23 protein-coding genes are annotated in these 26,480 nt (G+C 66.2%); 7 read left to right on the top strand and 16 right to left on the bottom strand.

Annotation, left to right across the window (positions count from 1 at the left end; translation table 11 throughout):
- Positions 1-50 precede the first annotated feature (50 nt).
- From D573_RS0109820 to metH, 5 genes are all read right to left on the bottom strand, one after another.
- Positions 51-1,424 carry a response regulator gene (locus D573_RS0109820; protein ID WP_018938301.1) on the bottom strand — a complete coding sequence of 458 codons (1,374 nt, stop codon included), beginning with the start codon at positions 1,422-1,424 and terminating at the stop codon, positions 51-53.
- Positions 1,425-1,637: 213 nt separating this feature from the next.
- Complete coding sequence (locus tag D573_RS0109815) at positions 1,638-3,191, bottom strand: bifunctional GNAT family N-acetyltransferase/carbon-nitrogen hydrolase family protein (protein ID WP_018938302.1); 1,554 nt, start codon at positions 3,189-3,191, stop codon at positions 1,638-1,640.
- A gap of 57 nt (positions 3,192-3,248) precedes the next feature.
- Positions 3,249-3,572: a hypothetical protein gene (locus D573_RS0109810; RefSeq protein ID WP_018938303.1), complete on the bottom strand. Its 324-nt coding sequence runs from the start codon at positions 3,570-3,572 to the stop codon at positions 3,249-3,251.
- On the bottom strand, positions 3,569-3,961 hold the full coding sequence (locus D573_RS0109805) for a PH domain-containing protein (protein ID WP_018938304.1): 393 nt from the start codon (positions 3,959-3,961) through the stop codon (positions 3,569-3,571). The genes D573_RS0109810 and D573_RS0109805 overlap by 4 nt, the downstream gene beginning before the upstream one ends.
- A gap of 136 nt (positions 3,962-4,097) precedes the next feature.
- Positions 4,098-7,889 carry a methionine synthase gene (gene metH / locus D573_RS0109800; RefSeq protein WP_018938305.1) on the bottom strand — a complete coding sequence of 1,264 codons (3,792 nt, stop codon included), beginning with the start codon at positions 7,887-7,889 and terminating at the stop codon, positions 4,098-4,100.
- 155 nt (positions 7,890-8,044) lie between these two features.
- Here metH and D573_RS0109795 point away from each other — a divergent pair, with 155 nt between their 5' ends.
- Complete coding sequence (locus D573_RS0109795) at positions 8,045-8,779, top strand: arginyltransferase (RefSeq protein ID WP_018938306.1); 735 nt, start codon at positions 8,045-8,047, stop codon at positions 8,777-8,779.
- Positions 8,780-8,807: 28 nt separating this feature from the next.
- On the opposite strand, the gene D573_RS0109790 is transcribed toward D573_RS0109795, so the two are convergent.
- Both D573_RS0109790 and D573_RS0109785 read right to left on the bottom strand, forming a co-directional pair.
- The gene (locus tag D573_RS0109790; RefSeq protein WP_018938307.1) at positions 8,808-9,656 is read right to left on the bottom strand and encodes a methyltransferase domain-containing protein; all 849 of its coding nucleotides are present in this window, start codon (positions 9,654-9,656) and stop codon (positions 8,808-8,810) included.
- The gene (locus D573_RS0109785; RefSeq protein WP_018169217.1) at positions 9,653-10,471 is read right to left on the bottom strand and encodes a class I SAM-dependent methyltransferase; all 819 of its coding nucleotides are present in this window, start codon (positions 10,469-10,471) and stop codon (positions 9,653-9,655) included. Before D573_RS0109785 ends, D573_RS0109790 begins: the two co-directional genes overlap by 4 nt.
- A 492-nt stretch (positions 10,472-10,963) precedes the next feature.
- Here D573_RS0109785 and purH point away from each other — a divergent pair, with 492 nt between their 5' ends.
- The 3 genes from purH to D573_RS0109770 are packed head-to-tail and all read left to right on the top strand — an operon-like array spanning position 10,964 to position 16,362.
- Positions 10,964-12,529, top strand: coding sequence for a bifunctional phosphoribosylaminoimidazolecarboxamide formyltransferase/IMP cyclohydrolase (gene purH / locus D573_RS0109780; protein ID WP_018938308.1), 1,566 nt, complete (start codon positions 10,964-10,966; stop codon positions 12,527-12,529).
- A gap of 13 nt (positions 12,530-12,542) precedes the next feature.
- Positions 12,543-13,832 (top strand): phosphoribosylamine--glycine ligase, encoded by a 1,290-nt coding sequence (gene purD / locus D573_RS0109775; protein ID WP_018938309.1) that lies wholly within the window; start codon positions 12,543-12,545, stop codon positions 13,830-13,832.
- A gap of 43 nt (positions 13,833-13,875) precedes the next feature.
- Positions 13,876-16,362, top strand: coding sequence for a glycogen/starch/alpha-glucan phosphorylase (locus D573_RS0109770; protein WP_018938310.1), 2,487 nt, complete (start codon positions 13,876-13,878; stop codon positions 16,360-16,362).
- Between the two features lie 15 nt (positions 16,363-16,377).
- Here D573_RS0109770 and cysQ read toward each other — a convergent pair whose 3' ends face one another.
- The 3 genes from cysQ to D573_RS0109755 all read right to left on the bottom strand — a co-directional run bounded on the left by cysQ (position 16,378) and on the right by D573_RS0109755 (position 18,706).
- Complete coding sequence (gene cysQ / locus D573_RS0109765) at positions 16,378-17,211, bottom strand: 3'(2'),5'-bisphosphate nucleotidase CysQ (RefSeq protein WP_018938311.1); 834 nt, start codon at positions 17,209-17,211, stop codon at positions 16,378-16,380.
- Positions 17,212-17,262: 51 nt separating this feature from the next.
- The gene (gene nudE / locus D573_RS0109760) at positions 17,263-17,808 is read right to left on the bottom strand and encodes an ADP compounds hydrolase NudE (RefSeq protein ID WP_018144738.1); all 546 of its coding nucleotides are present in this window, start codon (positions 17,806-17,808) and stop codon (positions 17,263-17,265) included.
- A gap of 193 nt (positions 17,809-18,001) precedes the next feature.
- Positions 18,002-18,706 (bottom strand): hypothetical protein, encoded by a 705-nt coding sequence (locus D573_RS0109755; protein ID WP_018939197.1) that lies wholly within the window; start codon positions 18,704-18,706, stop codon positions 18,002-18,004.
- A 41-nt stretch (positions 18,707-18,747) separates the two neighbouring features.
- On the opposite strand from D573_RS0109755, the gene D573_RS0109750 reads away from it, so the two are divergent.
- Positions 18,748-19,485 carry an HAD family hydrolase gene (locus D573_RS0109750; protein ID WP_018938313.1) on the top strand — a complete coding sequence of 246 codons (738 nt, stop codon included), beginning with the start codon at positions 18,748-18,750 and terminating at the stop codon, positions 19,483-19,485.
- Here the strand turns inward: D573_RS0109750 and D573_RS0109745 are convergent.
- Entirely contained in the window at positions 19,478-19,717 is a 240-nt protein-coding gene (locus tag D573_RS0109745; protein WP_018144741.1) for a hypothetical protein, read from the bottom strand. The two genes, D573_RS0109750 and D573_RS0109745, sit on opposite strands and share 8 nt — an antisense overlap.
- Positions 19,714-20,355 carry a 7-cyano-7-deazaguanine synthase gene (locus D573_RS0109740; protein ID WP_018938314.1) on the bottom strand — a complete coding sequence of 214 codons (642 nt, stop codon included), beginning with the start codon at positions 20,353-20,355 and terminating at the stop codon, positions 19,714-19,716. Before D573_RS0109740 ends, D573_RS0109745 begins: the two co-directional genes overlap by 4 nt.
- A gap of 43 nt (positions 20,356-20,398) precedes the next feature.
- Between D573_RS0109740 and D573_RS0109735 the strand changes: the two genes are divergently transcribed.
- Complete coding sequence (locus D573_RS0109735) at positions 20,399-20,860, top strand: TerB family tellurite resistance protein (RefSeq protein ID WP_018938315.1); 462 nt, start codon at positions 20,399-20,401, stop codon at positions 20,858-20,860.
- Positions 20,861-21,171: 311 nt separating this feature from the next.
- Positions 21,172-21,834, top strand: a complete 663-nt coding sequence (locus D573_RS0109730; RefSeq protein ID WP_018938316.1) for a sulfite exporter TauE/SafE family protein — start codon at positions 21,172-21,174, stop codon at positions 21,832-21,834.
- A gap of 49 nt (positions 21,835-21,883) precedes the next feature.
- Here the strand turns inward: D573_RS0109730 and D573_RS0109725 are convergent, their stop codons facing one another.
- The 4 genes from D573_RS0109725 to ppsA form a co-directional block, all read right to left on the bottom strand.
- Complete coding sequence (locus D573_RS0109725; RefSeq protein WP_018144745.1) at positions 21,884-22,336, bottom strand: DUF4426 domain-containing protein; 453 nt, start codon at positions 22,334-22,336, stop codon at positions 21,884-21,886.
- Between the two features lie 137 nt (positions 22,337-22,473).
- The gene (locus tag D573_RS0109720; RefSeq protein WP_018938317.1) at positions 22,474-23,034 is read right to left on the bottom strand and encodes a YggT family protein; all 561 of its coding nucleotides are present in this window, start codon (positions 23,032-23,034) and stop codon (positions 22,474-22,476) included.
- A gap of 232 nt (positions 23,035-23,266) precedes the next feature.
- Complete coding sequence (locus D573_RS0109715) at positions 23,267-24,097, bottom strand: pyruvate, water dikinase regulatory protein (protein ID WP_018938318.1); 831 nt, start codon at positions 24,095-24,097, stop codon at positions 23,267-23,269.
- Complete coding sequence (ppsA, locus tag D573_RS0109710; RefSeq protein ID WP_018938319.1) at positions 24,090-26,462, bottom strand: phosphoenolpyruvate synthase; 2,373 nt, start codon at positions 26,460-26,462, stop codon at positions 24,090-24,092. Before ppsA ends, D573_RS0109715 begins: the two co-directional genes overlap by 8 nt.
- Between the last annotated feature and the right edge of the window lie 18 nt (positions 26,463-26,480).

Raw genomic sequence — 26,480 nt, 5'->3', positions numbered from 1 at the left:
CCCGATGTACGGCGGGCACTGCCAGGTGCCCGCCCCTTTCACGCGGAGCCTCAGGTCCCGCGCAGGTAGATCGCCACCCCCAGGACCACGATCACCGCCAGCACCCCGACAAACGCCAGCCGGAACCAGCGACGCCCCGCCAGACGTGCGGGTCGCGCATGTTTTGCATCGAACAGGGGCGCCCGCAGGCTGTCCTCCGGCTCCGCCTTGACCGTTTCGCCCCGACTCGGCTCGCTCGCCGGCTCCGCCGCAGCGGTGGTGCTGTGGCCGGTCAGGGCATGTTCCAGATCACGGATCCGGCCACGCAGGTCCTGGTTGCGTTGCTGGGCCTCCGCCAGCTCCCGCTCGCGGGCCACCAGGCGGTCACCCAGATCCGAAGCCGAATCCTGGCTATCCGAACAGCGCTGCTCGGCCTCGGCCTTGGCCTTCTCGGCCGCCGCGGCGCGCTCGCACTGCTGGTTGCGCTCGCGGCGCAGGCGTTCGGCCTCGCCCCGCGCCACCTTCAGCTCCGTCTGCTGCTCCTCGCGCTGACGCTCCAGGTCGACGAGCTCGTGGTCCAGACGGACATTCTCGCTCTCGAGCTCGCGCACCCGGCTACGCAGTTGTTCGGTCTCGCGGTCGGGCTCGGTCGACTCCGGGGGACTCTCAGCCTCGAGTTCTTCCACGCGCACACGCAAGGCCGCAAGCTCCTCCTCGCGGGCCGCGGCCTGTTCCGCTGCGGCCACGACCTCGTCGTCCCGCGCCCGCGCCTCGGCCAGCGCCGTCTCGGCCTCCTCCAGACGCCCCTGCAGAGTCTCGATCTCGCGATCCCGCTCTTCCGCGCGCTGGAATGCCGCCGTGGACTCGTCGCGGGCCTCGCCCAGGGCGTTGCGCAGACGCTCCAGCTCTTTCTGCGCCTCGCGCTCATTGGAGGATTGCTGCCGGAGCATCAACTCGCGGCGCAGGCGCTCGACCTCGTCGCGCAGCGCCTGGTTCTCGGCGGAGTCGGGGGCCCCTCCGGGGGCCGCCGGCTCGGGGACCGGCGGCGGTGGCAGGAGTTCGGCCACGACCTCGCGCACGCGGGTGGGTACAAACGGCTTCATCAGGACGGCATTGGCCCCCAGTGAACGCCATTCTTCGCTGGCCGCCTCGTCGCTCTCCTGACCGGTCACGATCACCACCGGGAGGTCCGTGGGGAGGTCATCGACGCCATCACGAATACGCAGCAGGAGATCCTGCCCGTCGATGCCCGGCATGGAGAGATCGGTCAGCACCAGCCCGATATCGGGATACTGCTGAAGCAGTTCCAGTGCCTGTTCGCCGTCAGCCGCCTCGTAGACGGTGTTCTGACCCTGCAGGATACGTTGCAACGCAACCCGGATGACCTTGGAGTCATCCACCACGAGGATCGCGGCGCGTTTTGGGTCCGGTATCTGATCGCTCATGCTTCCCCCTGACTGACATCCGGCCGCCTGACAGCGGCACGGCCGCCGACCACGCTGTACCCCCAGTGGCCGAGCATCCCTAGACTCGCAAGACTACGGGCCCCCGCGTCCGGATGCCAGTGGGGTCGCCGGGGCAACCGGACGCGGTTCACACTTTCTCGCTCCGGGCGATCGGCCCGCGGAGCGTCGTGCGCGACCACCGCTCCGTGTTTGCTACACGGGCTTCGACTTCCACTTGACCGAGTAGAGGTCGCGCCGACGATCACGCAGGTTGCGCACCGAGCCGTGATTGCGCAGCTCCTTCAGGTTGTCGAGGTCGAGATCCACGATCAGGGTCATCTCGGTGTTGGGGGTCGCCTCCGCAGCCACCGCGTCGTGCGGGAAGGCAAAGTCGGAAGGGGTGAACACCGCAGCCTGGGAGTACTGCATGTCCATGTTCTCGACCTTGGGCAGGTTGCCCACCGAGCCGGACATGACCACGTAGCACTCGTTCTCGATCGCGCGGGCCTGGGCGCAGCGCCGTACCCGGAGATAGGCATTCTTGGTGTCGGTCCAGTAGGGCACGAACAGGATCTGCAGGCCGTGATCGGCCATCACCCGCGGCAGTTCGGGGAACTCCACGTCGTAGCAGATCAGGATGCCGATCTTGCCGAAGTCGGTGTCGAAGACATGCACCTCGTCGCCGCCCTGCAGTCCCCAGTAGGACACCTCGTCCGGGGTCACATGGATCTTGTACTGGCGGTCCCAGGTGCCATCGCGACGGCACAGATAGGAGACATTGCGCAGGACATCATCCGTGTACTCGGGCATCGAGCCGGCCACGATGTTGATGTTGTAGGCGAGCGCCAGACGCACCATCTCCTCGCGGACCGCCTCGGTGTACTCGGCCAGCCGGCGCACGGCCTCGGCCGGGTAGTCCTGGTTGAAGGCCCCCATCAACGGGCCGTTGAAGAATTCCGGGAACAGCACGCAGTCCGAGCGATAGCCGGAAACCGCATCGACGAAGTATTCAACCTGCTGGAACAGGGAGTCCAGGTCCACCGTCGGGCGCATCTGCCACTGGACGACGCCGATGCGCACGTCCGAGCGGCTGCCGCCGATCAGCTTTTCCTTCTCCTCGTAGTAGATGTTCAGCCACTCGATCAGCGTCGCGTAGGCCCCGGACTTCTCGTCGTCCGGCAGGTAGTTGGTGATGATCTTGCGGACGTGAAAGTCGTTCGCCAGCTGGAATGTCAGGATCGGGTCGATGATCTCGTGGTTCTTCACCCGGCGTACGTACTGCTGAGGCGTCAGCTCGTCGCGGTACTGTTCGTAGCCGGGGATACGCCCACCGGCGACGATCGCCCGCAGGTTCAGCTTCTCGCACAACTCCTTGCGCGCGTCGTACAGGCGCCGGCCCAGACGCAGCCCGCGATAGTCCGGATGCACGAAGATGTCCACGCCGTAGAGCGTGTCGCCGTCCGGGTCGTGGGTAGTCAGGAAGCCATTCCCGGTGATCTGCCAGTAATTGTGCTGATCGCCGAAGCGCTTGTATTCGACGATCAGGCTGATCGCCGCGGCAACCACCTTGCCGTTGTCCTCGATACAGATCTGCCCCTCGGGGAAGCGCATCACCTGGGAGCGGAACTGCGCCTCGCTCCAGGCACCGTCGAGGTCGTGATAGACCCGCTCCATGATCTCGCGGATGTCCTCGTAGTCCTCGACCCGCGTCGGACGCAGGGTCAGATGGTGCTGGGGGTTCGACTCGTTGTCCGCGTCAGTGGTCACGCTTGGGGGCTCCGGGGTTGAGACAGAGTGGCAGGATGCACGGGGAGCGGGCGTGGATCAAAAGATCCAGGCCAGCATCAACCAGAAAAACACAAAGAACAGAAAAAAACCGGGGATCATGAACTGCAGTTCCCCGATCAGGCCCTCGCCGGCGGCCAGGGCGAATACGATCGACACCAGCACCGAGACGATGGCCGCGACCAGGGCCGCGTTCTTCAGGCCCATACCATCATCGAAGGTGAGCGCGACCCAGTCCGACAGCCCCGGCAGGGACACCGCTGCCGCCAGCACCAGCAAAGCCACCAGCAACGCGGCCAGCGCCGAGGTGCCGAGCAGGATGCGCAGCGCCAGACGGCTGTCCCGCCGGTCCGCACGGCTCACGCCACGCCCTCGCGACGGCCTCGCACATATTCGCGCACCCGGTTGGGGTCCGGGATGCCGTTAACCCGGAATTCCGGATTGTCCCCGGTGGTGTACACCGCGATGCGGCCCACGCGGAAGATGCGGTCGAAGAAACTCTGATCCACCTTCACCGTGCGGATCTGGCCGATGTCGAGGTCCACATGCGACTTCGACAGCAGGCCCCGTTCCAGATGCACCTGATCGGCGTCGATGCGCAGGCGTACCGAGCGCGTCTGGAGGTACCACCACAACAGGATCAGCAAGCCGAGGCCGAAGGCCGGGATCAGTAACACGCTAAGGATGAAGCCGAACGGATGATTGCGGAACATCGCCGGTCGAGCGTCGATCGCGGGTTCACGAGCGGACATGCGCGGACTCCAGTTGGGGACAAGCCCGTCCAGTTTGGCGCGGTACCCCAAACAAAGCGAGCCCCGCACGGGGCGGGGCTCGCAGTTTTCCGGGCAAGGGCCAGTCGGCCAGCCCACCCGGGGCAGGATCGCGAAGTTACGCGGTCCGGGCGTCGCGCTCGGCCTTGGCTTCCGCCTTGGCCTCGTCACTGTCGTCGTAGCCGAGGTTCGGCGCGAGCCACCGCTCGGCCTCCTCGAACGACATGCCCTTGCGCTTGGCGTAGTCCTCGACCTGGTCGCGGTTGACCTTGCCGAGACCGAAGTAGCGCGATTCCGGATGCGCGAAGTACCAGCCGGAGACGGCCGAGACCGGCAGCATGGCGAAGCTCTCGGTGAGCGTCATGTCAGCATGCTCTTCCGGCTGCAGCATCTCCCACAGGGTCGCCTTCTCGGTGTGCTCCGGGCAGGCCGGGTAGCCGGGCGCCGGACGAATACCCTGGTACTTCTCCTCGATCAGGTCCTCGTTCTCCAGCGACTCGTCGGGGACATAGCCCCAGTATTCGCGGCGCACATGGTAGTGCATGCACTCGGCAAAGGCCTCGGCCAGACGGTCCGCCAGGCTCTTCACGAGGATGGCGTGATAGTCGTCGTTGGCCTTTTCGTATTCCTTGGCCTTGGCGTCGACATCACCACCGGCGCTGACCGCGAAGGCCCCGATGTAGTCCGGACCACCGGCTTCCTTGGGCATCACGAAATCGGCCAATGAATGGCTCGGCTGCCCGCGACGCTTCTCGGTCTGCTGACGCAGGTGGTGCAGCTTCTTCAGGACCTTGGAGCGGCTATCGTCGGTGTACACCTCGATGTCGTCGTCATCAACGGTGTTCGCCGGGAAGAAGCCGACCACGCCACGGCAGGTGACCCACTTTTCGTCGATCATCCGCTTCAGCATGTCCTTGCCATCCTTGAACAGCTTGCGCGCCTCTTCGCCGACCTTCTCGTCATCCAGGATGCGCGGGTAGGCGGCGTGCAGCTGCCAGGAGTGGAAGAACGGCGTCCAGTCGATGTACTTGGCGACCTCGTTGAGATCGTAATCATCGAAGCGCAGCAGTACGGTGCCGTCGCCATGCGGGTGCAGCACCTTCGGCTGCCCCGGCAGTTCGTCGGTTTCCAGCGCCTTCGGTTTCGGCGGCGTGTAGTCAGACCAGTCGATTGTCGGCTTGTTGGCGCGCGCCTTGTCGAGCGTGACCCATTGGGTCTTCTTTTTGCGCCCGGCGTTCTGCACGCGCAGCTTCTCGTACTCCTCGCGGACGTCGGCGGCGTACTTCTCGCGCAGCTCGGGGCTGATCAGACTCTGGGCCACGCCCACGGCACGCGAGGCGTCCTTCACCCAGACCACCGGACCGGAGTAGTTCGGCTCGATCTTCACCGCGGTGTGGGCGCGCGAGGTCGTCGCGCCGCCGATCATCAGCGGGGTCTTCATGCCTTCACGTTCGAGGTCGGCGGCGAAGTTGGCCATCTCCTCCAGCGAGGGGGTAATCAGACCGGACAGGCCGATGACGTCGACGTCGTGTTCCTTGGCGGCCTTCAGGATCGCGGCCCCCGGCTGCATCACGCCGATGTCGATGACCTCGAAGTTGTTGCACTGCAGCACCACGCCCACGATGTTCTTGCCGATGTCGTGGACGTCGCCCTTCACCGTGGCCATCAGGATCCGGCCGTTGTTCTCGGTGCCGGTCTTCTCGGCCTCGATGTACGGGATCAAATGAGCCACGGCCTTCTTCATCACGCGGGCGGACTTGACCACCTGCGGCAGGAACATCTTGCCCTCGCCGAACAGGTCGCCGACCACGTTCATGCCGTCCATCAGGGGGCCTTCGATTACCTGGATCGGGCGGTCATACGCCTGGCGTGCCTCTTCGGTGTCGTCGACCACGTAGGTGTCGATACCCTTGACCAGGGAGTGCTCGAGACGCTTGGAGACTTCCCATTCGCGCCACTCGAGGTTCTCTTCCTTCTTGCCGCCGCCCTGGCCCTTGTACTCCTCGGACAGTTCGAGCAAACGGTCAGTGGCGTCGTCGCGGCGGTTCAGGACCACGTCCTCGACCGCTTCCTTCAGCTTCGCGTCGATATCGTCGTAGACCGCCAGCTGGCCGGCGTTGACGATACCCATGTCCATGCCCGCCTTGATGGCGTGATACAGGAAGACGGCGTGGATCGCCTCGCGCACCGGCTCGTTGCCGCGGAAGGAGAACGATACGTTGGACACGCCACCGGAGATCAGCGCGTGCGGCAGGTCGTTCTTGATGCGGCGGGTGGCCTCGATGAAGTCCACGCCGTAGTTGTTGTGCTCTTCGATGCCGGTAGCGACCGCGAAGATGTTCGGGTCGAAGATGATGTCCTCGGCCGGGAAACCAACCTTCTCGGTCAGCAGCTTGTAGGCCCGGGTGCAGATCTCGACGCGACGCTGCTCGTTATCCGCCTGGCCGTCCTCGTCGAAGGCCATGACCACGATCGCGGCGCCATAGCGGCGGCACAGCTGGGCCTGCTTGATGAAGTTTTCCTCGCCCTCCTTCATGGAGATCGAGTTGACCACCGGCTTGCCCTGCACGCACTTCAGGCCCGCTTCGATGATCTCGAACTTGGAGGAGTCGATCATCACCGGGACGCGGGCGATATCGGGCTCGCCGGCCAGCAGATTCAGGAAGCGGACCATTGCCTCCTGCGACTCCAGCATGCCCTCGTCCATGTTGATGTCGATGATCTGGGCGCCGCCCTCGACCTGGTTCAGCGCGACTTCCAGCGCGACGTCGAATTCCTCGTTCTGGATCAGGCGCAGGAACTTGCGCGACCCGGTCACGTTGGTGCGCTCGCCGACGTTCACGAACAGCGAATCATCGGTGATGTTGCACGGCTCGAGACCCGACAGGCGGCAGGCCGGGGCGATCTCCGGCAGCTTGCGCGGCGCGTGCTTCTCGACCGCCTCGCGCATGGCCCGGATGTGCTCCGGCAGCGTGCCACAGCAACCGCCGATGATGTTCAGCAGGCCCTGCTCGGCCCACGGGCCGACATCCGCGGCCATCTGCTCCGGGCTCTCGTCATAGTCGCCGAATTCGTTCGGCAGGCCGGCGTTCGGGTGCGCGGACACAAAGGTATCGGCGATGCGCGAAAGCTCTTCCACGTACTGGCGCATTTCCTTGGCACCCAGCGCGCAGTTCAGGCCGATCGAAACCGGATTGGCGTGACGCACGGAGTTCCAGAAGGCCTCGGTGGTCTGGCCGGACAGGGTACGGCCGGAGGCGTCGGTGATCGTGCCGGAGATCATGATCGGGAGGTCCTTCCCGAGCTCGTCTTCCAGCGTCTTCACCGCGAAGATCGCGGCCTTGGCGTTCAGGGTGTCGAACACCGTCTCGATCAGCAGCAGATCGACGCCACCCTCGACCAGGGCCTCGGCCGCTTCCTTGTAGGACTCGACCAGGGTGTCGAAATCGACGTTACGCGCGCCGGGGTCATTCACGTCCGGGGAGATCGACGCGGTGCGGTTGGTCGGGCCAAGGATGCCGGCGACGTAGCGCGGCTTGTCCGGGGTCTTTTCGGTCCAGGCGTCGGCCGCCTTGCGCGCGAGCTTCGCGGATTCGCGGTTCAGCTCGGGGACCAGGTCCTCCATGTGGTAGTCCGCCATCGCGATGCGGGTACCGTTGAAGGTGTTGGCCTCGATGATATCGGCACCGGCCTCGAGATAGTCGTTGTGGATCTGCTCGATGATATCCGGGCGGGTCAGCGACAGCAGGTCGTTGTTGCCCTTCAGGTCGGATTCCCAGTCCTTGAACCGCTCGCCGCGGTAATCGGCCTCGTCCAGCTTGTACAGCTGGATGGTGGTACCCATACCGCCGTCCAGGATCAGGATGCGCTCTTTCAGCGCGTTCTCGATGTCTTTGCGTGTTGCCGTCATGTGCCGTACACCATTGGTTTCGAATGGGATAAGTGTACACGCCGGGGTTCCATCCCGTGCGTGGAGCCCACCCTGGTGGCAGGCTCTTTCAAATTGCGTCGCAGCCCCGGATGCGGCCTGGTTGCGCCCGTGAACAGAGCTGTCACGATAGCGCCATGCAGGAACATCCGATCCGCTGGTTCATTACTGCCCCGCAGGCCTGCCCCTATCTGGACGACCGCGAGATGCAGAGTTTGCTGGTCGACCCCGCGGTCAGCCTGGGCGGCGCGCGCTTCGGCCAGCTACTGGCCGAGGGCTTTCGCCGCAGCGGTCAGTTTGTTTATCGGCATCACTGCCCCGAGTGCGCGGCCTGCGTGCCCGTACGCATCCCGGTTGCAGCCTTCCGCCCGAACCGGAGCCAGCGCCGCTGCCTGGATCGCAACCGCGATCTCGCGGTGACGATCCGCCGGCCGCCGGAACAGCCCGGGACATCGCCCGCCGCCGATCTCGACGAGCACATGCCGCTGTTCTCGCGCTACCAGACCGCCCGTCACACGGGCGGTGGCATGGAACAGATGGGACGCGAGGAATACGCGGGAATGCTCGCCCACCGCAACGGCCCAGTGGATCTGATCGAATTCCGCCAGGCCGACACGCTGCTCGCGGTAGCCGTCACCGATCGCACCCCCCAGGGGTTGTCGGCGATGTACAGCTTCTTCGATCCGGATCAGCCGCGCCGCGGCCTGGGCACCCTCGCAATCCTGACCCAAGTGGCGCATGCGCACCGCCTGGGTCTGCCCCATGTCTACCTCGGCTACTGGATCGACCAGGCGCCGAAGATGGAATACAAGACCCGGTTCCAGCCGCTCGAAGGCCGCATGGACGGGGTCTGGAGGCGGCTGCCCGCCTGACGGCGGCCAGCCACCCCTCGCGCGCGGCCTAGCGGGCCGGCTTGCGGAAGCGGAAGATGCCCCAGGTCAGGTAGCCCGAGTTGCCGCCATCGACCCAGTGCTGCAGGCCCTGCTTCATGCGGTCGATGTAGTCCTGCGAGATGTAGTTCTTCAACTCGTCCTCGCGGGACTCGAGCTCCTGCTTCACGCGACCGTAATGGGTCGAGATCTGGCTGGAGTGTTCCTCGAAGCTGACCTCTTCCAGGCCGGCCGCCTTGGCCGCCTCGCGGTACAGCGCCGGGCTCGCCAGCGAATCCAGGTGGATACGGGCCAGAATCGGGTCCAGCACGCCATCCGGGCAATCGTCGGTCTGCATCGGATCGGTGAAGATCAGCCAGCCACCCGGCTTCAGGACGCGCGCGGCCTCCTGGATCACCTTTTTCTTTGCCTCGTTCTGGCTGTGCAGGAAGGAGTCCTCGGACCAGACAACGTCATAGGACGCGTCCGGCTCGTCGACCTTCTCGAAGGAGCCATCGACCACGGTGATCTTGTCGTCGAGGTGGCGCGCCTTGTTGATCTCGCGATCGCGCTCGTTTTCCTTCTCGGACAGGTTCAGCGCGGTGACGTCGCAACCGTAGTTTTCCACCAGGTAGCGGGCGACACCGCCGTAGCCGGCGCCCATGTCGAGCACGCGCCATTCCGGCTGCGGCTCGCCCAGGAGGTCGGACATGTGCGCGACCGTGCGACGGCTGGCGTCGCCGATCGGCTCGTCCTTGTACTCGTACAGCCCGATATGGAGGTCTTCACCGCCCCACACCATCTTGTAGAAGGTGTCGGCGTCCTCGCTGTTGTAGTAGTCGCGAGCGGTTTCGACTACGTCGGAGTAGTTCTCGCTCATCGTTCCTCGCCCTCGATATAACGCTTGTCGGCCACGTGGATGAAGAAGTCCGGATCACTCTCGCGATAGGTCTCCTGGAAGTCCCCGTAGGTCTCGATCTTCTGGAAACCGACCTCGCGCATCAGGCGGCGGACATAGGCCTTGCGCAGCGGGAACATGTTCAGGAAGTACTCGGAACCATCCGGGAACTTGTACTGGAAGCGCGCCAGGCCTTCGTCAACGTGGGCCGGCTGCACCTGGACGTTGTCGCCGCAGTAGTAGTAGGTGTGCTTGGACGAGTAACCGTGGTCCATGATGGTGTCGTAGTTGCGCTGGTCGAGGATCAGCACGCCATCGTGGTTCAGGGCGGAGTAGAACTCGGCCAGGGCCTTGCGGCGGTCGTGTTCATTGAACAGGTGGGTAAACGAGTTGCCCAGGCAGACGACGGCGTCGTAGCGGCCGTAGATATCGCGATTCAGCATGCGCCAGTCGGCCTGCACCGTGCGCAGGATGTGACCCCGCTTGCGACCATTCTCGAAGGCCTTGACGAGCATCTCGGGGGCGCCGTCGGCGGTCACCACGTCAAAGCCCGCTTCACGCAACTGCACGGAATGGAAGCCGGTGCCGGCGGCGACGTCGAGCACGCGCTTGGCGCCGCGCTTCTTCAGTTCTTCGATGAAGAAGGTGCCTTCGCTCTTGGCGCGGTTGTCCCAGTCGATCAGGTCATCCCACTTGTCGACGAAGCCGGTGGTGTACTCGTTGAGATAATTCTCGGTATCGCGACGTTCGGTCGGCTTCTCGCCGAAGTCCTGATCATTCTTGATATTCGCTGCCATGCTGGTTCCTCTTGGCTTTGCTGCTGTTGTAAGCGTGACTGGACCGGCCTCTGGGCCGATCCGTCGGCACAACACCCCGCAAACGCAGTAAACCGCGACCTCCGCATCACACGGCGGTCTCGCCAGCAGCCCGATCGAGCCAGGCGGGTGCCGCCCGGTGTTCGGGTATCAATGCGCCGGGTGCGTTGTTCGCAGCACCCGACACCGGCCTGGCCGGTTCTTCCTGCACATCCGGAGGGCAATCGGTACCCGGATGCCGAGCCGTGGTCTGGCGGGCCCATCCCGCCTGGCTCGGGGATCGTTTACGGCGCCGCGCGATGCGTCTGAACGCGGGCGTTGTGTCCGAAATCGTTTTTATACCCTGAAGGTTTTGCGCAAAAATTACAAGCTGAGGGCCCGTCTGGCGACCTCGGCTTCGCGACTCCGAATGCCGATCCATCCGGGCCGCGCGTTCGATATAATGGTCGTTTTGCAGCGATCCCGAGGCCCCGCATGACCCCCAGCCGCCCTATCCAGCGCGCCCTTTTGTCGGTCTCCGAGAAGACCGGCGTCGTGGAGCTCGCCCGCGCCCTGCATGAACGCGGCGTCGAGCTTCTGTCCACCGGCGGGACCGCCCGCCTGCTGGCCGAAAACAACCTTCCGGTAATCGAGGTTTCCGCGCACACGGGCTTCCCCGAGATCATGGATGGCCGAGTCAAGACCTTGCACCCGCGCATCCACGGCGGGCTGCTCGGCCGGCGCGACATCGACTCCGCGGTGATGGCCGAGCAGGACATCCCGCCGATCGACCTGCTGGTGGTGAACCTCTACCCCTTCGAGGCGACGGTGGCCCGTCCCGGCTGCAGCCTGGAAGACGCCATCGAGAACATCGACATTGGCGGCCCGGCGATGCTGCGCGCCGCGGCCAAGAACTACCGCGACGTGGCCGTGGCCACCAGCCCCGACCAGTACAGCGAGATCGCCGCGGCCATCGGCGACCACGGCGAGGTGCCGCAGTCGCTGCGCTTCCGCCTGGCGGTCGCGGCTTTCGATCACGTAGCGCGCTACGATGCCGCGATCAGCAACTACCTCTCGGCCCTCGACGAGGATGGCGAAGCGGCTCCGTTCCCGGGACAGCTGAACGCCACCTTCGAACGCGTCGAGACCCTGCGCTACGGCGAGAATCCGCACCAGCGCGCCGCGTTCTATCGTGATCCACAGCCTGCACCCGGCACCCTGGCCAGCTACCGCCAGCACCAGGGCAAGGCACTCTCTTACAACAACCTGGCCGACGCCGATGCCGCCTGGGAATGCGTGCGCCAGTTCGAGGCCGGGGCCTGCGTGATCGTCAAGCACGCCAACCCCTGCGGCGTGGCCGTCGCCCCGACCCAGCTGATGGGCTACGAACGCGCCTTCCAGACCGACCCGACCTCGGCCTTCGGCGGCATCATCGCCTTCAACCGGCCGCTGGACGGCGATACCGCGCATGCGATCGTCAGCCGTCAGTTCGTCGAGGTGGTCATCGCCCCCGAGGTCACCCCGGGCGCGCTGCGCGCCCTGGCCACCAAGAAGAATGTCCGCGTGCTCGAAATCCCGCCGGCGGGTGTCGGCCCCGGCCTCGACTACAAGCGCATCGGCGGCGGGCTCCTGGTACAGGATGCCGATCGCGGCAGCCTGGCCGATGTGGAGCTGAAGACCGTGACCGCGCGCGCGCCCTCGGAACAGGAGATGAAGGACCTCTGCTTCGCCTGGCAGGTGGGCAAGTACGTGAAGTCCAACGCGATCGTCTACGCCCGCGACGAACAGACCATCGGGGTCGGTGCCGGGCAGATGAGCCGGGTGTATTCCGCGCGCATCGCCGGCATCAAGGCCGCCGACGAGGGCCTGCAGGTGGCCGGCTCGGTCATGGCCTCGGACGCCTTCTTCCCGTTCCGCGACGGTATCGACGCGGCGGCCGAGGCCGGCATCACCGCGGTGATCCAGCCCGGCGGCTCGATGCGCGACCAGGAGGTGATCGACGCGGCCAACGAGCACGACATCGCCATGCTGTTCACCGGCATGCGCCACTTCCGTCACTGATCCGGGGCCTCTCATGAACGTACTGGTAATCGGCAACGGCGGACGCGAACACGCCCTGGCGTGGAAGCTGGCGCAGTCCCCGCGCATCGAGCGCGTCCTGGTGGCCCCCGGGAACGCCGGGACCGCGCGCGAGGCAAAATGCGAGAACGTCGAGATCGGCGTCACCGACATCGACGCGCTACTGGCCCTGGCCGAGCGCGAGGCAGTGGCCTTTACGGTCGTCGGCCCGGAGGCCCCGCTAGTCGCCGGTGTAGTGGATGCGTTCCGCGCCGCCGGCCGGCGCTGCTTCGGCCCCACCGCGAAGGCGGCGCAGCTGGAGGGCTCGAAGAGCTTCGCCAAGGACTTCATGCAACGCCACGGCATCCCGACCGCCGCCTACGGCAGCTTCGAGGACGAGACCGCGGCGCTTGAGTTCATCGCTACCCACGGCGCACCCATCGTGGTCAAGGCCGACGGCCTGGCCGCTGGCAAGGGCGTCATCCTGGCGCAGACCGAAGACGAGGCGCGCGCCGCCGTTCACGACATGCTGGCCGGCAATGCCTTTGGCGAGGCCGGGAACCGGGTGGTCATCGAGGAATTCCTGCGCGGCGAGGAGGCCAGCTTTATCTGCATGGTGGATGGCGAGCATGTCCTGCCGCTGGCCTCCTCGCAGGACCACAAGGCGCGCGACAACGGCGACCGGGGCCCCAACACCGGCGGGATGGGGGCCTACTCGCCCGCCCCGGTGGTGACAAATGCCCTGCACGAGCGCATCCTGCGCGAGGTTATCGAGCCGACCGTGCAGGGCATGGCCGCCGATGGCGAACGCTACACCGGCTTTCTCTATGCCGGCGTGATGGTCGACGCCGCAGGCAACCCGAAGGTGCTGGAGTTCAACTGCCGCTTCGGCGACCCCGAGACCCAGCCGATCCTGAGCCGCCTGGATTCCGACCTCGGCGAACTGGTCGAGGCCGCGCTGGAAGGCCGCCTGGACCAGGTCCGGGCCGAGTGGGATGCGCGCGTGGCGCTGGGCGTGGTCCTAGCCGCCGGCGGTTACCCCGGAACCTACCGCAAGGGCGACGCCATCACCGGCCTGGAGGCCGTGGAACGCGATCCCAATGCCCACGTGTTCCACGCCGGGACCGCACAGGGCGAAGACGGAACGATCGTCACCGCCGGGGGCCGTGTGCTGTGCGTGGTCGGCCTCGGCGAGGACGTGAAGGCCGCGCAGAAAAAGGCCTACGCAGCCGTACAACAGATTCATTTCGACGATATATACTGCCGAACAGATATCGGCTATCGCGCCGTCGCCCGGGAGGGATAACCCCGGGCAACGGCGCGTCTACCCCCTCCTGGAGAACCACCCGATGGCCGCCCCCGAAGTCACGCACCTGCCCAACCTCCCCAACGACGCGGAGGGCCTGCGGCAATCGATCCGCGATGCCGTGGTCCGCGTGGTGGGGGAAGACCCGCGCGAAGCCACCGAACGCGACTGGATGGAAGCACTCGCCTTCGCCATCCGTGAACGCATGGTGGAGCGGCGCCTGTTGACCCGCCGGCAATTCGCCGACGAGGACGTCAAGCGCGTCTACTACCTGTCGCTGGAATACCTGATCGGGCGCATGCTCGAGGCCAACCTGCGCAACATGGGCATCCTCGAGCCGGCACGCCAGGCGATGGCGGACCTCGGCGTGGACCTGGATACCATCCTCGACCTGGAAGACGACGCCGCCCTCGGCAATGGCGGCCTCGGGCGCCTGGCCGCCTGCATCCTCGAGTCGCTCGCGACCCAGGGCTACCCCGGCTACGGCTACGGCATCCGCTATGAATTCGGGATGTTCCGGCAGGAGTTCGAGCCCTACCAACAGGTCGAGCACCCGGACAACTGGCTGCGCTACGGCAACCCCTGGGAATTCCCGCGCTCGGATCGCAAATTCCCGATCCACTTCTACGGCTACGTGGTCGAGCATCATGACCCCGACGGCTCCACCCGTTACACCTGGGAGGACGGCGAGGAAGTCCTGGCCATGGCCTACGACTACCCGACGGCGGGCTACGGCCGGCGCAACGTGAACAATCTGCGGCTGTGGGCGGCCAAGGCCACCCGCGACTTCGACCTGCGCTACTTCAACGAGGGCGATTACATCCGCGCCGTCTCGGACAAGGCCGAGTCGGAGACCATCTCGATGGTTCTGTACCCCAACGACACCACGGCGGTCGGCAAGGAACTGCGGCTGAAACAGGAGTATTTCTTCGTCTCCGCTTCGCTGCAGGACATCCTGGAGCGCCATCTGGCACTCGGCTACAGCCTCGATGAAGTGCCCGACAAGATTGCGATCCAGCTCAACGACACCCACCCGGCGATCGCCGTGGCGGAACTGATGCGCCTGCTGGTGGACCACCATGAACAGTCCTGGGACCATGCCTGGGACCTGAGCCGGCGCACCTTCGCCTACACCAACCACACCCTGATGCCCGAGGCCCTCGAGACCTGGCAGGTGGAGTTGATGGAGCGCGTTCTGCCACGGCACATGGGGATCATCTACCGTATCAACCAGGATTTCCTGGAAGAGGTCCGTCACCGCTATCCCGGGGACAACGACCGCCTGACCCGGCTGTCCATCATCGACGAGGACCATGGCCGCCGCGTGCGCATGGCCCACCTGGCCGTGGTCGGCTCGCACCACGTCAACGGCGTGGCCGCGCTGCATACCCAGCTGTTGCAGGAGACCCTGTTCGAGGACTTCTACGCCCTGTGGCCGGAACGCTTCGTCAATGTCACCAACGGCGTGACCCCGCGCCTGTGGATGATCCAGTCCAACCCCGCGCTCACCGAACTGCTGGGCCAGCGCATCGGCAACGACTGGCAGTACAACCTGGACCGTCTGCGCGCGCTGGAGCCCTACGCCCAGGATCCCGAACTGCAAAAGGCGTTCATGGACGTGAAGCGCGCCAACAAGCAGCGCCTGACCGACCTGGTCCGCGAACGCACCGGCGTGGAGTTGAACCCGGACGTGATGTTCGACGTGCAGATCAAGCGCATCCACGAATACAAGCGCCAGCTGCTGAAACTCCTGCACGTGGTGGATCTCTACCAGCGCATCCGCGCCGGCGAGGACGTCCCGCCGCGCGTGGTCCTGTTCGGCGGCAAGGCCGCACCCGGCTATGCCCGCGCCAAGGGCATCATCCAGGTGATCAACGAGGTGGCCGACATCGTGAACCACGATCCGGCCGTGGGCGACCGCCTGAAGTGCGTGTTCTTCCCCAACTACGAGGTCAGTTCCGCCAGCATCATCATCCCGGCGGCCGATGTCTCCGAACAGATTTCCACCGCCGGCTTCGAGGCCTCCGGCACCGGCAACATGAAACTGGCACTGAACGGCGCCCTGACCATCGGCACGCTGGACGGCGCCAACATCGAGATCCGCGACGCGGTGGGCGAGGAGTCTATCTTCATCTTCGGCATGACTGCCGACGAGGTGGTCGAGCATCGCCGCAACGGCCCGAGCCCCGAGGCCATCCTGGCGCAGCAGCCCAACCTGGCCGCCGCGGTGGAGATGATCGAATCGGGGTTCTTTACCTGCGACGACCCGGGGACCCATGGCGACCTTGGGCGCTACCTGCGCCACGAGGACCCGTTCTTCGTGATCGCCGACTATCCAGCCTACGCCGCGGCCTGCGACCGGGCGGATGCCCTGTACGCCGACCGTACCGCATGGGCCGAGGCAGCCATCCTGAATGTCGCGCGCATGGGGTACTTCTCCATCGACCGCACGGTGCGCGACTACGCCGACCAGATCTGGGATATCACGCCGGAGCCGGTGGCCCCGTCGCGGACCAACGGCGCCGCCTGACGCGGAGCGGGGGACTCAGGCGTCGGGAAGCCCCAGGCGGCGCAACCAGCCGTCGGGGTTGCCCGCGCACACCAGGAATTCGGGGTTCAGCAGGCTTTCGCGCGTGTTGTAACGCAGCTCCTGCCCGTGGAGATCCGTCACCCGTCCGCCTGCGGCCCGGACCACGGCGTGCGCCGCGCCGGTATCCCACTCGCTGGTGGGCCCCAGACGCGGATAGATGTCGGCAGCTCCCTCGGCCACCAGGCACAGCTTCATCGAGCTGCCCATGCTGACCAGGTCGTGGGGCCCCAGACGGTCCAGCGCGACCTTGAGTCGCTCCGCCCCGTGCGAACGGCTGCCCGCCACCAATGGGTGATCGGTGCCAATACGGTCGCGCGCCACTGCGATTTCCCACGGGGGCTGATCCTCGTCACGGCGAATGGCCACGCCATCGCGATGACCGGCGTACAGGCGCTTGAGCACCGGGCACCAGACGACGCCCAGCACCGGCTCGTGGTCGTGGATCAGGGCCACGTTCACGGTAAATTCGCCGCTGCGCTTGACGAACTCGCGGGTGCCGTCGAGGGGATCAATCAACCAGTAGGTCTGCCACTGGCGACGGCGCTCGAAGGGCACGTCCTGCCCCTCCTCCGACAACACGGGCCAGTCGGGGTCGATGTCGGCCAGCCCATGGGCAAGGATCCGGTGGGCAGCCAGATCGGCCTCGGTGAGCGGCGAATGATCGGCCTTTTCGGTGACCGCAAAGCGCGTCTCGTAGAGTTCGAGGATCGCGTGGCCGGCCTGGTCGGCCAGCGCAGCCACCTCGTGCATCAGGGCAGTAAGAGCCGAATCCTTCGGCGGAGCATGCATGGGGAACTCCCGTTTTCCCGAAACGTTCCGCCTAGCTTGGCAGGGTTGCGCTCAGGCGTCGAGGTAATCGCGCACCATGTACAGCGCGGCGATGGAGCGCGCCTCGGTCAGATCTTCCCGGGCGACCAGCTCGGTCAGCCGGTCCAGCGACCAGGGGACCACCTCGAGCGCCTCCGGCTCGTCGCCTTCCGCGGCCTGCGGATACAGGTCCTCGGCCAGCACCAGATGGGTCTGGTGGGCCATGTAGCCGGGTGCCACGGTCAGCGCGCCCAGGTGGGTCAGGCGATGCCCGGCGTGGCCAACCTCCTCCATGATCTCGCGGTTGGCGGCAGTCAGGATGTCCTCGCCCGCCTCCATCCGCCCCTTGGGCAGACCCAGCTCGTAGCGGTGGGTGCCGGCGGCATACTCGCGGATCAACAGGACGGTCCGGTCGGTCTGCACCGGGGCGATGATCACCGCCCCATGGCCGCGACTGACCAGACGCTCGAAGCAGGTGCGCGCACCATTGCTGAATTCGAGATCCAGCTCCTCCACCTCGAACAGGCGGCTGCTGGCGACCGTACGCCGCCCCTGGACATCCGGCTTGTCTCGGCTCATGCGCCCTCCGGGAGACATGTAGGAAAACGCTGCTTAATGTACACGCTCGCGTTGGCACCTTAGGGGGTCCGCCGCCTTTTCGCGCGCACGGCGCCGCGGCTCACCTCTGCCGCACAGGGACTGCACGGCAGCGCCGCACCTTGGTTGCACGCAAACACGTCAAGCGCGAGCGGGTAAATGCGTCAGCGTTTCCCTAATGGCTGTTGCGTAGCCGCACCAGGGTACGCAGTTCGCCCTCGAACAAGGTGTCGAACATGAAGCCATGATCGGAGGTGACCACCTCGAACCCCTCCTGGTCGGCCGGATCGGTCTCCGCCAGACGCAGGTCAAGATCGCCCCAGCTCACGGCCATGGTGACGCGCATCGGGAAGTAGCCATCCAGGAAGCGGCGCACGAACGGGCCGTTCTCCAGGCGATAGACGCCGTCCCCCTCGTCTTCGACGATCTTCATGCGCGCGGTCACGCAGACCTCGGCGTCCCGCTGCACCCCGCGCAGGTCCACGCGATCGCCCTCGGCACGCGCGGATTCGATATTGCGGGTGGACTCGACCTGGAGCTCGTCGATTCTGGCTTCATTGTACACAATGACCATGCGCCGAATGGCCGCCACATCATTGTGACACTGGCGCAGATCGGCCCAGCCATCCTCCAGCGAGGACTGCGTGATGCGGATCTGGTTCTGGTGGTGATGCGGAGTCCGGTCCGGCTCCTCCAGCAGGAAGGTCAGCTCCGGACTGGTGGTCTGGGTCTGGTCCGGGGAGACCGTCTCGCCCCACAGGCTGTCGTCCTCCAGCGGGTCGTAGTCCGAGTCGCCGGGGTCCATTCCCTGCACGGCCAGCGGCAGCGCCATCAGCGCAAGGAGCAGGGGCGCGGGAAGGAACCGCGATTGGGGTACCATGGGGGCCATCGTCGTCACCCTCTTTCGTGTAGCCGTTAGCTGTGGACCTGCAAAACCCCGAAAAAAATCCGCGCCCGCCCGCGGCCCGCGCCGCGATCGCCTGGGATCGCATCGACACTGTGCTGTTCGACATGGACGGGACGCTGCTGGATCTGCACTTCGACAATCGCTTCTGGCGTGAACTGATCCCGCAGGAATACATCCGCTGCCAACCGGATGACCCGGAATGCGCGCGCCGCCGCCTGGAGGACGAGATGCAGCGGGTGCGCGGCAAGCTGGAGTGGTACTGCGTGGATCACTGGACCCGCTTTACCGGTCTGGACATCCTCGGCCTGAAACGCGAGCTGGCCCACCACATCGCCCTGAAACCGCATGCCGATCAAGTCCTGGGTGCCCTGCAAAGGGCCGGGCGGCGGCGGGTGCTGGTCACCAACGCCCACCCGCAGGTCTACGCCTTCAAGCACCAGCTCACCCGCATTGGCGACCGCCTGGATACCATTGTCTCCGCCCACGACCTCGATTGCGCCAAGGAAGACGGCAGCTTCTGGGAACGCCTGCAGCGGGTCGCACCGTACGCTCCGGAACGTACGCTTCTAGTCGACGACAACCTGCTGGCGCTGGCCAGCGCCGCCGGAGCAGGGATCGCCGAACTGCGGGGGATGCGCTACCCGGACGAGCGCGGCGAGCCCATGCACTCGGGGGACTTCGAACTGCTGGAATCGCTCGCGGACCTGTTGCCCGGCCTGAGCGACCCGGGAGGCGTGGCGGCTGCTACTTGACCGGTGTCGGCAGGTTGCGGATCAAGTCCAGTCGGATCTGCACCGTACGGCCCTCGCATTCCCCGTCGAGCCAGTGGCACCCGTCCGCCTCGCGCACCTCGCGCGGGGTCACCTTGCCCCACCAGGCCTGGCTGGAATTGGGCTCGACCCAGTTCAGCTGCAGGGTCTCACCGGTAAGGATGGCGATCTCCAGACGCTCGGAGACATGACGGGGAATGGCGGGATCGGTCATCGGGGGGCTTCGCGGTAGTCGGTCGGGTCGGGGATGCCGGCCGCGGCGAACGCGGCACGCCGGGCCTGACACTGCGGGCAACGCCCGCACTGCCGCGATTGTGCCAGAAGGCAGCTCCAGGTGTGGCGCCAGTCGATCCCCAGCGGGTCGGTGGCGGCAATGATCTCGGCTTTGCTCCGGTCGATCAGCGGGGCCTCGACCTGCAGGCCGGACACCAGACCTGCGGCCAGCTCCGAGACCTGCTGCACGAACCCCGGTTGCGAACCCGGACCATGCCCCTGATCCTCGCGGTTCAGCGCCAGCAGGATGCGTGCCGCGCCGTGGTGCTCGGCCAGGTTGACCGCCAGGGCCAGCACCAACAGATTGCGCTGGGGCAGCGGCACGTGTCCGACCCAGTCGTTGCGACGGGTGAAGGCCGTGCGCAGGGACTGGAGATCCAGCGCGATGGGGGCACAACCGTAGACCGCCGACAGATGCTCCACCGCGGTCCATTCGCGCGCGGCATTACGCTGGCCGTAGTCGACCCACACGGCACGCAACGAGCGGCCGGCGGCATGCTCCTGCGCCAGCAAGGCGCTGCTCTCGATGCCGCCGGAGAGCAGGAGAAGATCGGGGGATTCGGGCCGGGCGGGTTCCATTCGGGCACCATACCGCACAGCGCAAGACCACGGAGACCCTGAATTGATCGAACAACTACGCAGCCACTGGCAGCGCCTGCTGGGCGCCGAACGCAGCGACCGCCCCGAGGGCGCCCCCGAGGAGCGCCTGCAACGCGCCGCGGCGGCGCTGATCATGGAGGTCTGCCGGGCCGACTTTGATCTGCACGCCGAGGAACTGGAGTCCGTGCGCGCCAGCCTGATCGAACTGTTCCGGCTGGACAGTGATACCGCCGATGCGATGCTGGAGATTGCCCAGGAGGACAGCGACGAACTGATCTCCATCCACCCCATGGTGCGCGAAGTGAACGCATCCTTTGATGCCGGGCAGAAGACCGACATCATGCGCGCCCTGTGGCGTGCCGCCTGGGCCAACCGCGACCTCAACAAGCGCCAGGAAGCGGTAATCCGGCACCTCGCAGACCTGCTCTACATCCCGCACGCGACCTTCATCCGCACCAAGCACGAGGTCCTAGGGAAACACTGATTCATGTACACGCTCGCGTTGGCACCCCAGGTTCTTCGAGACAAGGCGCGTCGTGCGGCGGGTAGTCGTTCTACCCGCAAGCGGCGCAACGCCGTATCGGGGAACCTGGGGTGCCAACCCCACAAACCATTCAATGCAGGGGCTCGGCCGCTTTTGCGCGCGCACAGCGTTGCGGTTCCCTTGTGCAGAATGACTGCACGGCGGTCACCGCGCCTTGTTCGCACGCAAAAGCGACTCGAGCGCGAGCGTATACATGAAGCAGTGTTTCCCTGGGCGATGCGGCCGACCCTCGCTGACCGAGGCGCTTTCTGATGAGTGATCCGGGTACCCTGCTGGCGGCCCTGGCCGTGGGCATCCTCGGTGGCGTGCACTGTCTGGGGATGTGCGGCGGCATCGTCGGCGCGATCTCCATGGGCCACGGCCGCCGCGGACCCGGGCTCGATCTCCTGCTGGCCTATAACCTCGGGCGCATGGCGAGTTACGTGGTCGCCGGCGCGCTGGCGGGATGGCTGGGGGCCAGCCTGCTCGGCGGCCTGCCCGCCGGGCAGGCGATCCTCCAGGGCATCGCCGCCGTCTTCCTGATCCTGCTCGGGCTCTATCTCGGGGGCTGGTGGCCGGTCCTGGCCCGTCTGGAAAAGGCCGGTGGCGTACTGTGGCGCCGCATCGAACCGCTGGGCCGGCGTTTCCTGCCAGTGCGCCATGCCGGTCAGGCGCTGATGGTTGGCGGGCTGTGGGGCTGGCTGCCCTGCGGCCTGGTGTACAGCGTGCTGGCCTGGTCGCTCAGTGCCGGCGGCGCGCTGGAAGGGGCCGCCCTGATGGGCGCCTTCGCCCTGGGGACGCTGCCGAATCTGCTGCTGATGGGGGTGTTCGCCGCGCGCCTGGCGGCCTTCGTGCGCCGCCCCTGGGTCCGCCGGATCGCCGGCGGCGGGGTCGCACTGTACGGCGCATGGATGCTGCTAGGCCTGGTGCTTTGATGCCCCGCCCGAACGAGCGGGGCATCGTTCGCAGGCCCCGCGGCGGGGCTCAGTCGGCGTAAAAGTCGCGGGTGAAACGGATCGGCAGCGTGCGGTCGCTGTCCGCCGGGGTAATGTCGATCTGGAACTCGAGCGTTTCCCCGCCACGCACCGTCACCTCGGAGAGGTGATAGATGGCATCACCGTCCTGAATCTCGCGGAAGCGCAGACTGCGCATCTGGTCATTCATGTTGGTGGCCGAACCACTGACTTCCGCGGAAACCGCCTGCAAGCCGTTGTCGCCCCGCTCCATCACGCTGATGTTGACCATGGCCCGGTTGGAACTGCGCCGCACGTCATAGGCCCGCGCGACCTCCGGGGACAGGAAGGTGGTGTTGATCACGTTGTAGTAGACGACGTAATTGTCGAATTCCGCCTCGTTGGCGGATGCGATCGAGCTTCCGAGAGCAACCGCCGCCAATGCGACGAGAAAGCCGGTGATGACCCGATGCACTCTTGCCATGACTGACTCCTGTTCCGTTTGAGAAACGGGGACCTGGCGGCGGCATTGCCACAGGGGCCCCTCGTCCCGAGTCTAGCCCGTTTTGCACCCGAACTGGCAAGGCCGCCCCGCGCATTTCGCCCGGGCGTCGATCTACCTCAAAAAGAGCGCACGATAATCAGCAAGATATAAAGCCCAACCAGGGCGATCATTGGCGAAAAATCGATCGCGCCGGTATTCGGCAGGGCCCGGCGCAGAGGGCCGAGGATGGGGCGGTTCACCGCTCCCGCCAGCCGCATGATGGGGTTGTTGGCGGAACCGCCCCCCGCCTGAAGCCAGCTCATCACCACCTCGGCAATAAGCGCGATGATGAAGACCCAGATCACCGTGGTCAGCAATTCCCGGATTGCCACGGCCAGGATAATCCCGACCCCGACATCCACACCCACAATCAGCACGCGCAACCAGATTTCGATGAACTTGAGCACGATCATCAGCACGATCGCGGCCAGATCCACCCGCCCGACCGAGGGGATCACGGGCCGCAACACCCGCAACGGCGGGTCGGTCAGCATCACGATGGTCTGCGAGATCGGGTTGTAGTAATCGGCCCGCACCAGGCCGAAGATCGTCCTCAAAATCAACAGGATGATATAAATCCCGAAGACAACGCCAACGAGGAAGATGGCGATCTCTTGTCCGGTTCCGGTGGCGGGCATGCAGACTCCTTGCGATGCAGCGAGTTAACCGCGCCCATTCTCCGGCAAGCCCGGCGGGATGCCAAGCGAGGGAGACGCGGATCCAGTCGCCCGTACGCGCTCGACTCGATTCTGTTCGGTGACAAGGCGCGGCAAGTGAGGTGTAGGCAAGCTACATAAACGAGCCGCAACGCGCTCCGTGGGCGCCAACGCGGACGAGCGAATGAAGCAGTGTCTCCCAGGGAGACACTGCTCAAACGCCGCGGCGGGCATCCATGCAGTCGCGCACCCGGGTCGCGATTTCCTCGATCGACAGCTCGGTCACATCCAGATGCGGGATCTGCCAGCTGTCGAGGAACTCCTGGATCGCCGCACACTCGGCCCGGCACTGGGCCAGACTGGCATAACGGCTGTCGGGCCGTCGGCCCTCGCGGATCTGCGCGAGCCGCTGCGGGGTGATCGTGAGCCCCACCAGGCGCCCACCCAGGCCGCGCAGCCCTTCCGGCATGTGCGGGATGTCGCCCTGGCGCAGGTCCTCCGGGACCAGCGGGTAGTTCGCCGCGAACAGCCCGTAGTTCATGGCCAGATAGAGGCTGGTCGGCGTCTTGCCGGAACGCGAGGCACCCAGCAACACCACGTCGGCCACCGACAGGTCCTGCACGGCCAACCCATCGTCGTGCGCCAGGGTGTAGTTGAGCGCTTCGATGCGCCGGTCATAGCGGCTGACGTCACCCATGCCGTGGGCGCGCCCGGAGACCGACTGCGCCGTCGCCCCCAGCAGATTCTCCAGCCGCTCGAGCTGCTCGCCGAAGACGTCGATCACCGGCACCGAGCTCTGGCGAAGATCGGCCCGCAGATCGGCATTGGCCAGGGTGGCCACCACCAGGGCGGGCTGCGGCCCGGCCTCGACCCGGGCGAACACGGCGGCCAGGCGCCCGGGCGTCTGCACGAAGGGCAGGCGGTGCCAGGCGGGGTCGACATCCGGAAACTGAGTGAACAGCGAGCGCGCCAGGGTCTCCGCGGTGATCCCGGTGCCATCCGAGACCAGGTAGACCTGCGGGCACTGGGCGACGGAATCAGCCATCATCCGGCCCCCCGACCTTGGCCAGCTGCTCCCAGGTGGACAACAGCGAATCGGGGTTCAGCGACAGCGAATCGATGCCCTCGTTCATTAGCCAGACCGCCAGCTCCGGATAGTCGGAAGGGGCCTGCCCGCAGATCCCGACGTACTTGTCGGCGCGACGGGCAGCACGGATCGCCATGCTCAAGAGCGCCTTCACCGCATCGTTGCGTTCGTCGAAGGAATCCGCCACCAACCCGGAGTCGCGGTCGACCCCCAGGGTCAGCTGGGTCAGGTCGTTGGACCCGATGGAGAAGCCGTCGAAATGCTCGAGGAAGCGCGCCGCCAGCAGGGCATTCGACGGGATCTCGCACATCATCACGATCTTCAGGCCCTGTTCGCCGCGGCGCAGGCCCTCCTCGCCCAGCACCCGGATCACGTCCTCGGCCTCGGCGAGGGTGCGCACGAACGGGACCATGATCTGCACGTTGTCCAGGCCCATCTCGTCGCGGACCCGGCGCAAAGCCTCGCACTCCATCGCGAACGCCGGACGAAAACTCTCCGAGCGATAGCGCGAGGCCCCGCGAAAGCCGAGCATGGGGTTCTCTTCGTGCGGCTCGTAGCCAGCACCGCCGATCAGATGGGCGTACTCGTTGGACTTGAAGTCCGACAGGCGCACGATCACCGGTTCCGGCGCGAAGGCCGCCGCCAGCGTCGCGATACCCTCGGACAGCTTGCGCACGAAGAACTCGCGCGGGCCATCATCAAAGCCACGCAGGTGCTCGGCGATACGCTCCTGTACCTCGGGCTCCAGGCGATTCGGGTCCTCGGCATAGTCCAGCAGCGCCAGCGGGTGCACGCCGATGGTGCCGTTGATGATGAACTCCAGCCGCGCCAGACCGATCCCCGCGTGTGGCAGCTGCGAGAAGGCGTAGGCCCGCCCGGGGTTGGCCACATTCAGCATCAGCTTGACTGGCAGCTCCGGCAGTTCGCCGATCTCGGTCTTCTTGACCGCGTAGTCGAGTCTGCCGGGGTACACATGCCCGTCGTCGCCCTCCGCACAGGAGACCGTCGCCTCCATCCCGTCGCTCAGCACCTCGGTTGCGTTACCGCAACCGACCACCGCCGGTATGCCCATCTCGCGGGCAATGATCGCCGCGTGGCAGGTACGTCCGCCGCGGTTGGTCACGATCGCAGCGGAGCGCTTCATTACCGGCTCCCAGTCGGGATCGGTCATGTCCGCGACCAGAATGTCGCCCTCTTCCATGGTGTGCATCGCATCCGGCGAATCCAGCACGCGCACGATACCGGCCCCCACCTTCGAGCCGATTGCACGGCCGGTCACCACCGGCTCGGCGTCGTGCGGCGCCAGTTCGTAGCGCTCGCCCGCACCCAGCTCGACCCGGCTTTCCACCGTCTCCGGCCGCGCCTGCACGATGAACAGCTCGCCGGTCTCGCCATCCTGCGCCCATTCGATGTCCATCGGCCGTCCGTAGTGCTGCTCGATGGCAACCGCATAGCGGCCCAGCTGCTCGGCATCGGCATCCGAGAGGCAGAAGCGGTGGCGCAGGTCCGTCGGGGTGTCCTCGGTGCGGGTACCGTCCTCCGTGAGCACCATGCGCACGGCCTTGGTGCCCAGGGCACGGCCAATGATGGCGCGTTTTCCGGCCGCCAGCGCCGGCTTGTAGACCTGATACTCGTCGGGGTTCACGGCACCCTGCACGACCGTCTCGCCCAAGCCCCAGGCCCCGGTGATGAACACCGCATCGCGGAAGCCGCTCTCGGTATCCAGGGTAAAGATCACGCCACTGGCGCCGACGTCGGAGCGCACCATGCGCTGGATGCCGGCCGACAGCGCGACCTCGTCATGGGCAAAGCCGTTGTGCACGCGGTAGGCGATGGCGCGGTCGTTGTAGAGACTGGCGAAGCACTCGCGCAGCCGCTGCAGCAGGGCATCAATGCCGCGCACGTTGAGGAAGGTCTCCTGCTGCCCGGCGAACGAGGCCTCGGGCAGGTCCTCGGCGGTGGCCGAGGAACGCACCGCCACCGGCACGTCATCGCCCAGTTGCGCGTAGTGCTCGCGCACCGCCTCCTCCAGCTCGGCCGGCAGGTCGGCCTGCTCGACCCAGCCCCGCACCTCGCGCCCGGCCGCGCGCAGCGCCTCGATGTCGCCGATATCGAGGTCCGCCAGGCGGGCCTTGATCTGCGCGTCCAGCCCGTCCTTCGCCAGCAAGGCGCGATAGGCATCCGCGGTCGTGGCAAATCCGCCCGGCACGCGCACCCCGGCGGCGCCCAGCTGACCCAGCAGCTCGCCCAGCGAGGCATTCTTGCCACCCACCCGGGCAACATCGTTCATGGTCAAATTGGCGAGATCGACTACCCAGCGCATGGCAACTCCTGGACTCCG

Origin of the sequence: Thioalkalivibrio sp. AKL9 (assembly GCF_000377825.1) — a bacterium.
GTDB classification, from domain to species: Bacteria; Pseudomonadota; Gammaproteobacteria; order Ectothiorhodospirales; family Ectothiorhodospiraceae; genus Thioalkalivibrio; species Thioalkalivibrio versutus.
The sequence above is the reverse complement of the archived record's forward strand: the minus strand, read 5'-3'. Positions and strand labels throughout refer to the sequence as shown.

What these genes read in the sequence shown, in the direction of transcription:
- D573_RS0109720 (WP_018938317.1), bottom strand. Translation starts at nt 23,034, where the DNA reads ATGCCCGCCACCGGAACCGGACAAGAGATCGCCATCTTCCTCGTTGGC.
- purH (WP_018938308.1), top strand. Translation starts at nt 10,964, where the DNA reads ATGACCCCCAGCCGCCCTATCCAGCGCGCCCTTTTGTCGGTCTCCGAG.
- D573_RS0109730 (WP_018938316.1), top strand. Translation starts at nt 21,172, where the DNA reads ATGAGTGATCCGGGTACCCTGCTGGCGGCCCTGGCCGTGGGCATCCTC.
- D573_RS0109715 (WP_018938318.1), bottom strand. Translation starts at nt 24,097, where the DNA reads ATGGCTGATTCCGTCGCCCAGTGCCCGCAGGTCTACCTGGTCTCGGAT.
- D573_RS0109785 (WP_018169217.1), bottom strand. Translation starts at nt 10,471, where the DNA reads ATGGCAGCGAATATCAAGAATGATCAGGACTTCGGCGAGAAGCCGACC.
- D573_RS0109805 (WP_018938304.1), bottom strand. Translation starts at nt 3,961, where the DNA reads ATGTCCGCTCGTGAACCCGCGATCGACGCTCGACCGGCGATGTTCCGC.
- nudE (WP_018144738.1), bottom strand. Translation starts at nt 17,808, where the DNA reads ATGAGCCGAGACAAGCCGGATGTCCAGGGGCGGCGTACGGTCGCCAGC.
- D573_RS0109770 (WP_018938310.1), top strand. Translation starts at nt 13,876, where the DNA reads ATGGCCGCCCCCGAAGTCACGCACCTGCCCAACCTCCCCAACGACGCG.
- metH (WP_018938305.1), bottom strand. Translation starts at nt 7,889, where the DNA reads ATGACGGCAACACGCAAAGACATCGAGAACGCGCTGAAAGAGCGCATC.
- D573_RS0109755 (WP_018939197.1), bottom strand. Translation starts at nt 18,706, where the DNA reads ATGGTACCCCAATCGCGGTTCCTTCCCGCGCCCCTGCTCCTTGCGCTG.
- D573_RS0109795 (WP_018938306.1), top strand. Translation starts at nt 8,045, where the DNA reads ATGCAGGAACATCCGATCCGCTGGTTCATTACTGCCCCGCAGGCCTGC.
- D573_RS0109725 (WP_018144745.1), bottom strand. Translation starts at nt 22,336, where the DNA reads ATGGCAAGAGTGCATCGGGTCATCACCGGCTTTCTCGTCGCATTGGCG.
- cysQ (WP_018938311.1), bottom strand. Translation starts at nt 17,211, where the DNA reads ATGCATGCTCCGCCGAAGGATTCGGCTCTTACTGCCCTGATGCACGAG.
- purD (WP_018938309.1), top strand. Translation starts at nt 12,543, where the DNA reads ATGAACGTACTGGTAATCGGCAACGGCGGACGCGAACACGCCCTGGCG.
- D573_RS0109740 (WP_018938314.1), bottom strand. Translation starts at nt 20,355, where the DNA reads ATGGAACCCGCCCGGCCCGAATCCCCCGATCTTCTCCTGCTCTCCGGC.
- D573_RS0109745 (WP_018144741.1), bottom strand. Translation starts at nt 19,717, where the DNA reads ATGACCGATCCCGCCATTCCCCGTCATGTCTCCGAGCGTCTGGAGATC.
- D573_RS0109790 (WP_018938307.1), bottom strand. Translation starts at nt 9,656, where the DNA reads ATGAGCGAGAACTACTCCGACGTAGTCGAAACCGCTCGCGACTACTAC.
- D573_RS0109820 (WP_018938301.1), bottom strand. Translation starts at nt 1,424, where the DNA reads ATGAGCGATCAGATACCGGACCCAAAACGCGCCGCGATCCTCGTGGTG.
- ppsA (WP_018938319.1), bottom strand. Translation starts at nt 26,462, where the DNA reads ATGCGCTGGGTAGTCGATCTCGCCAATTTGACCATGAACGATGTTGCC.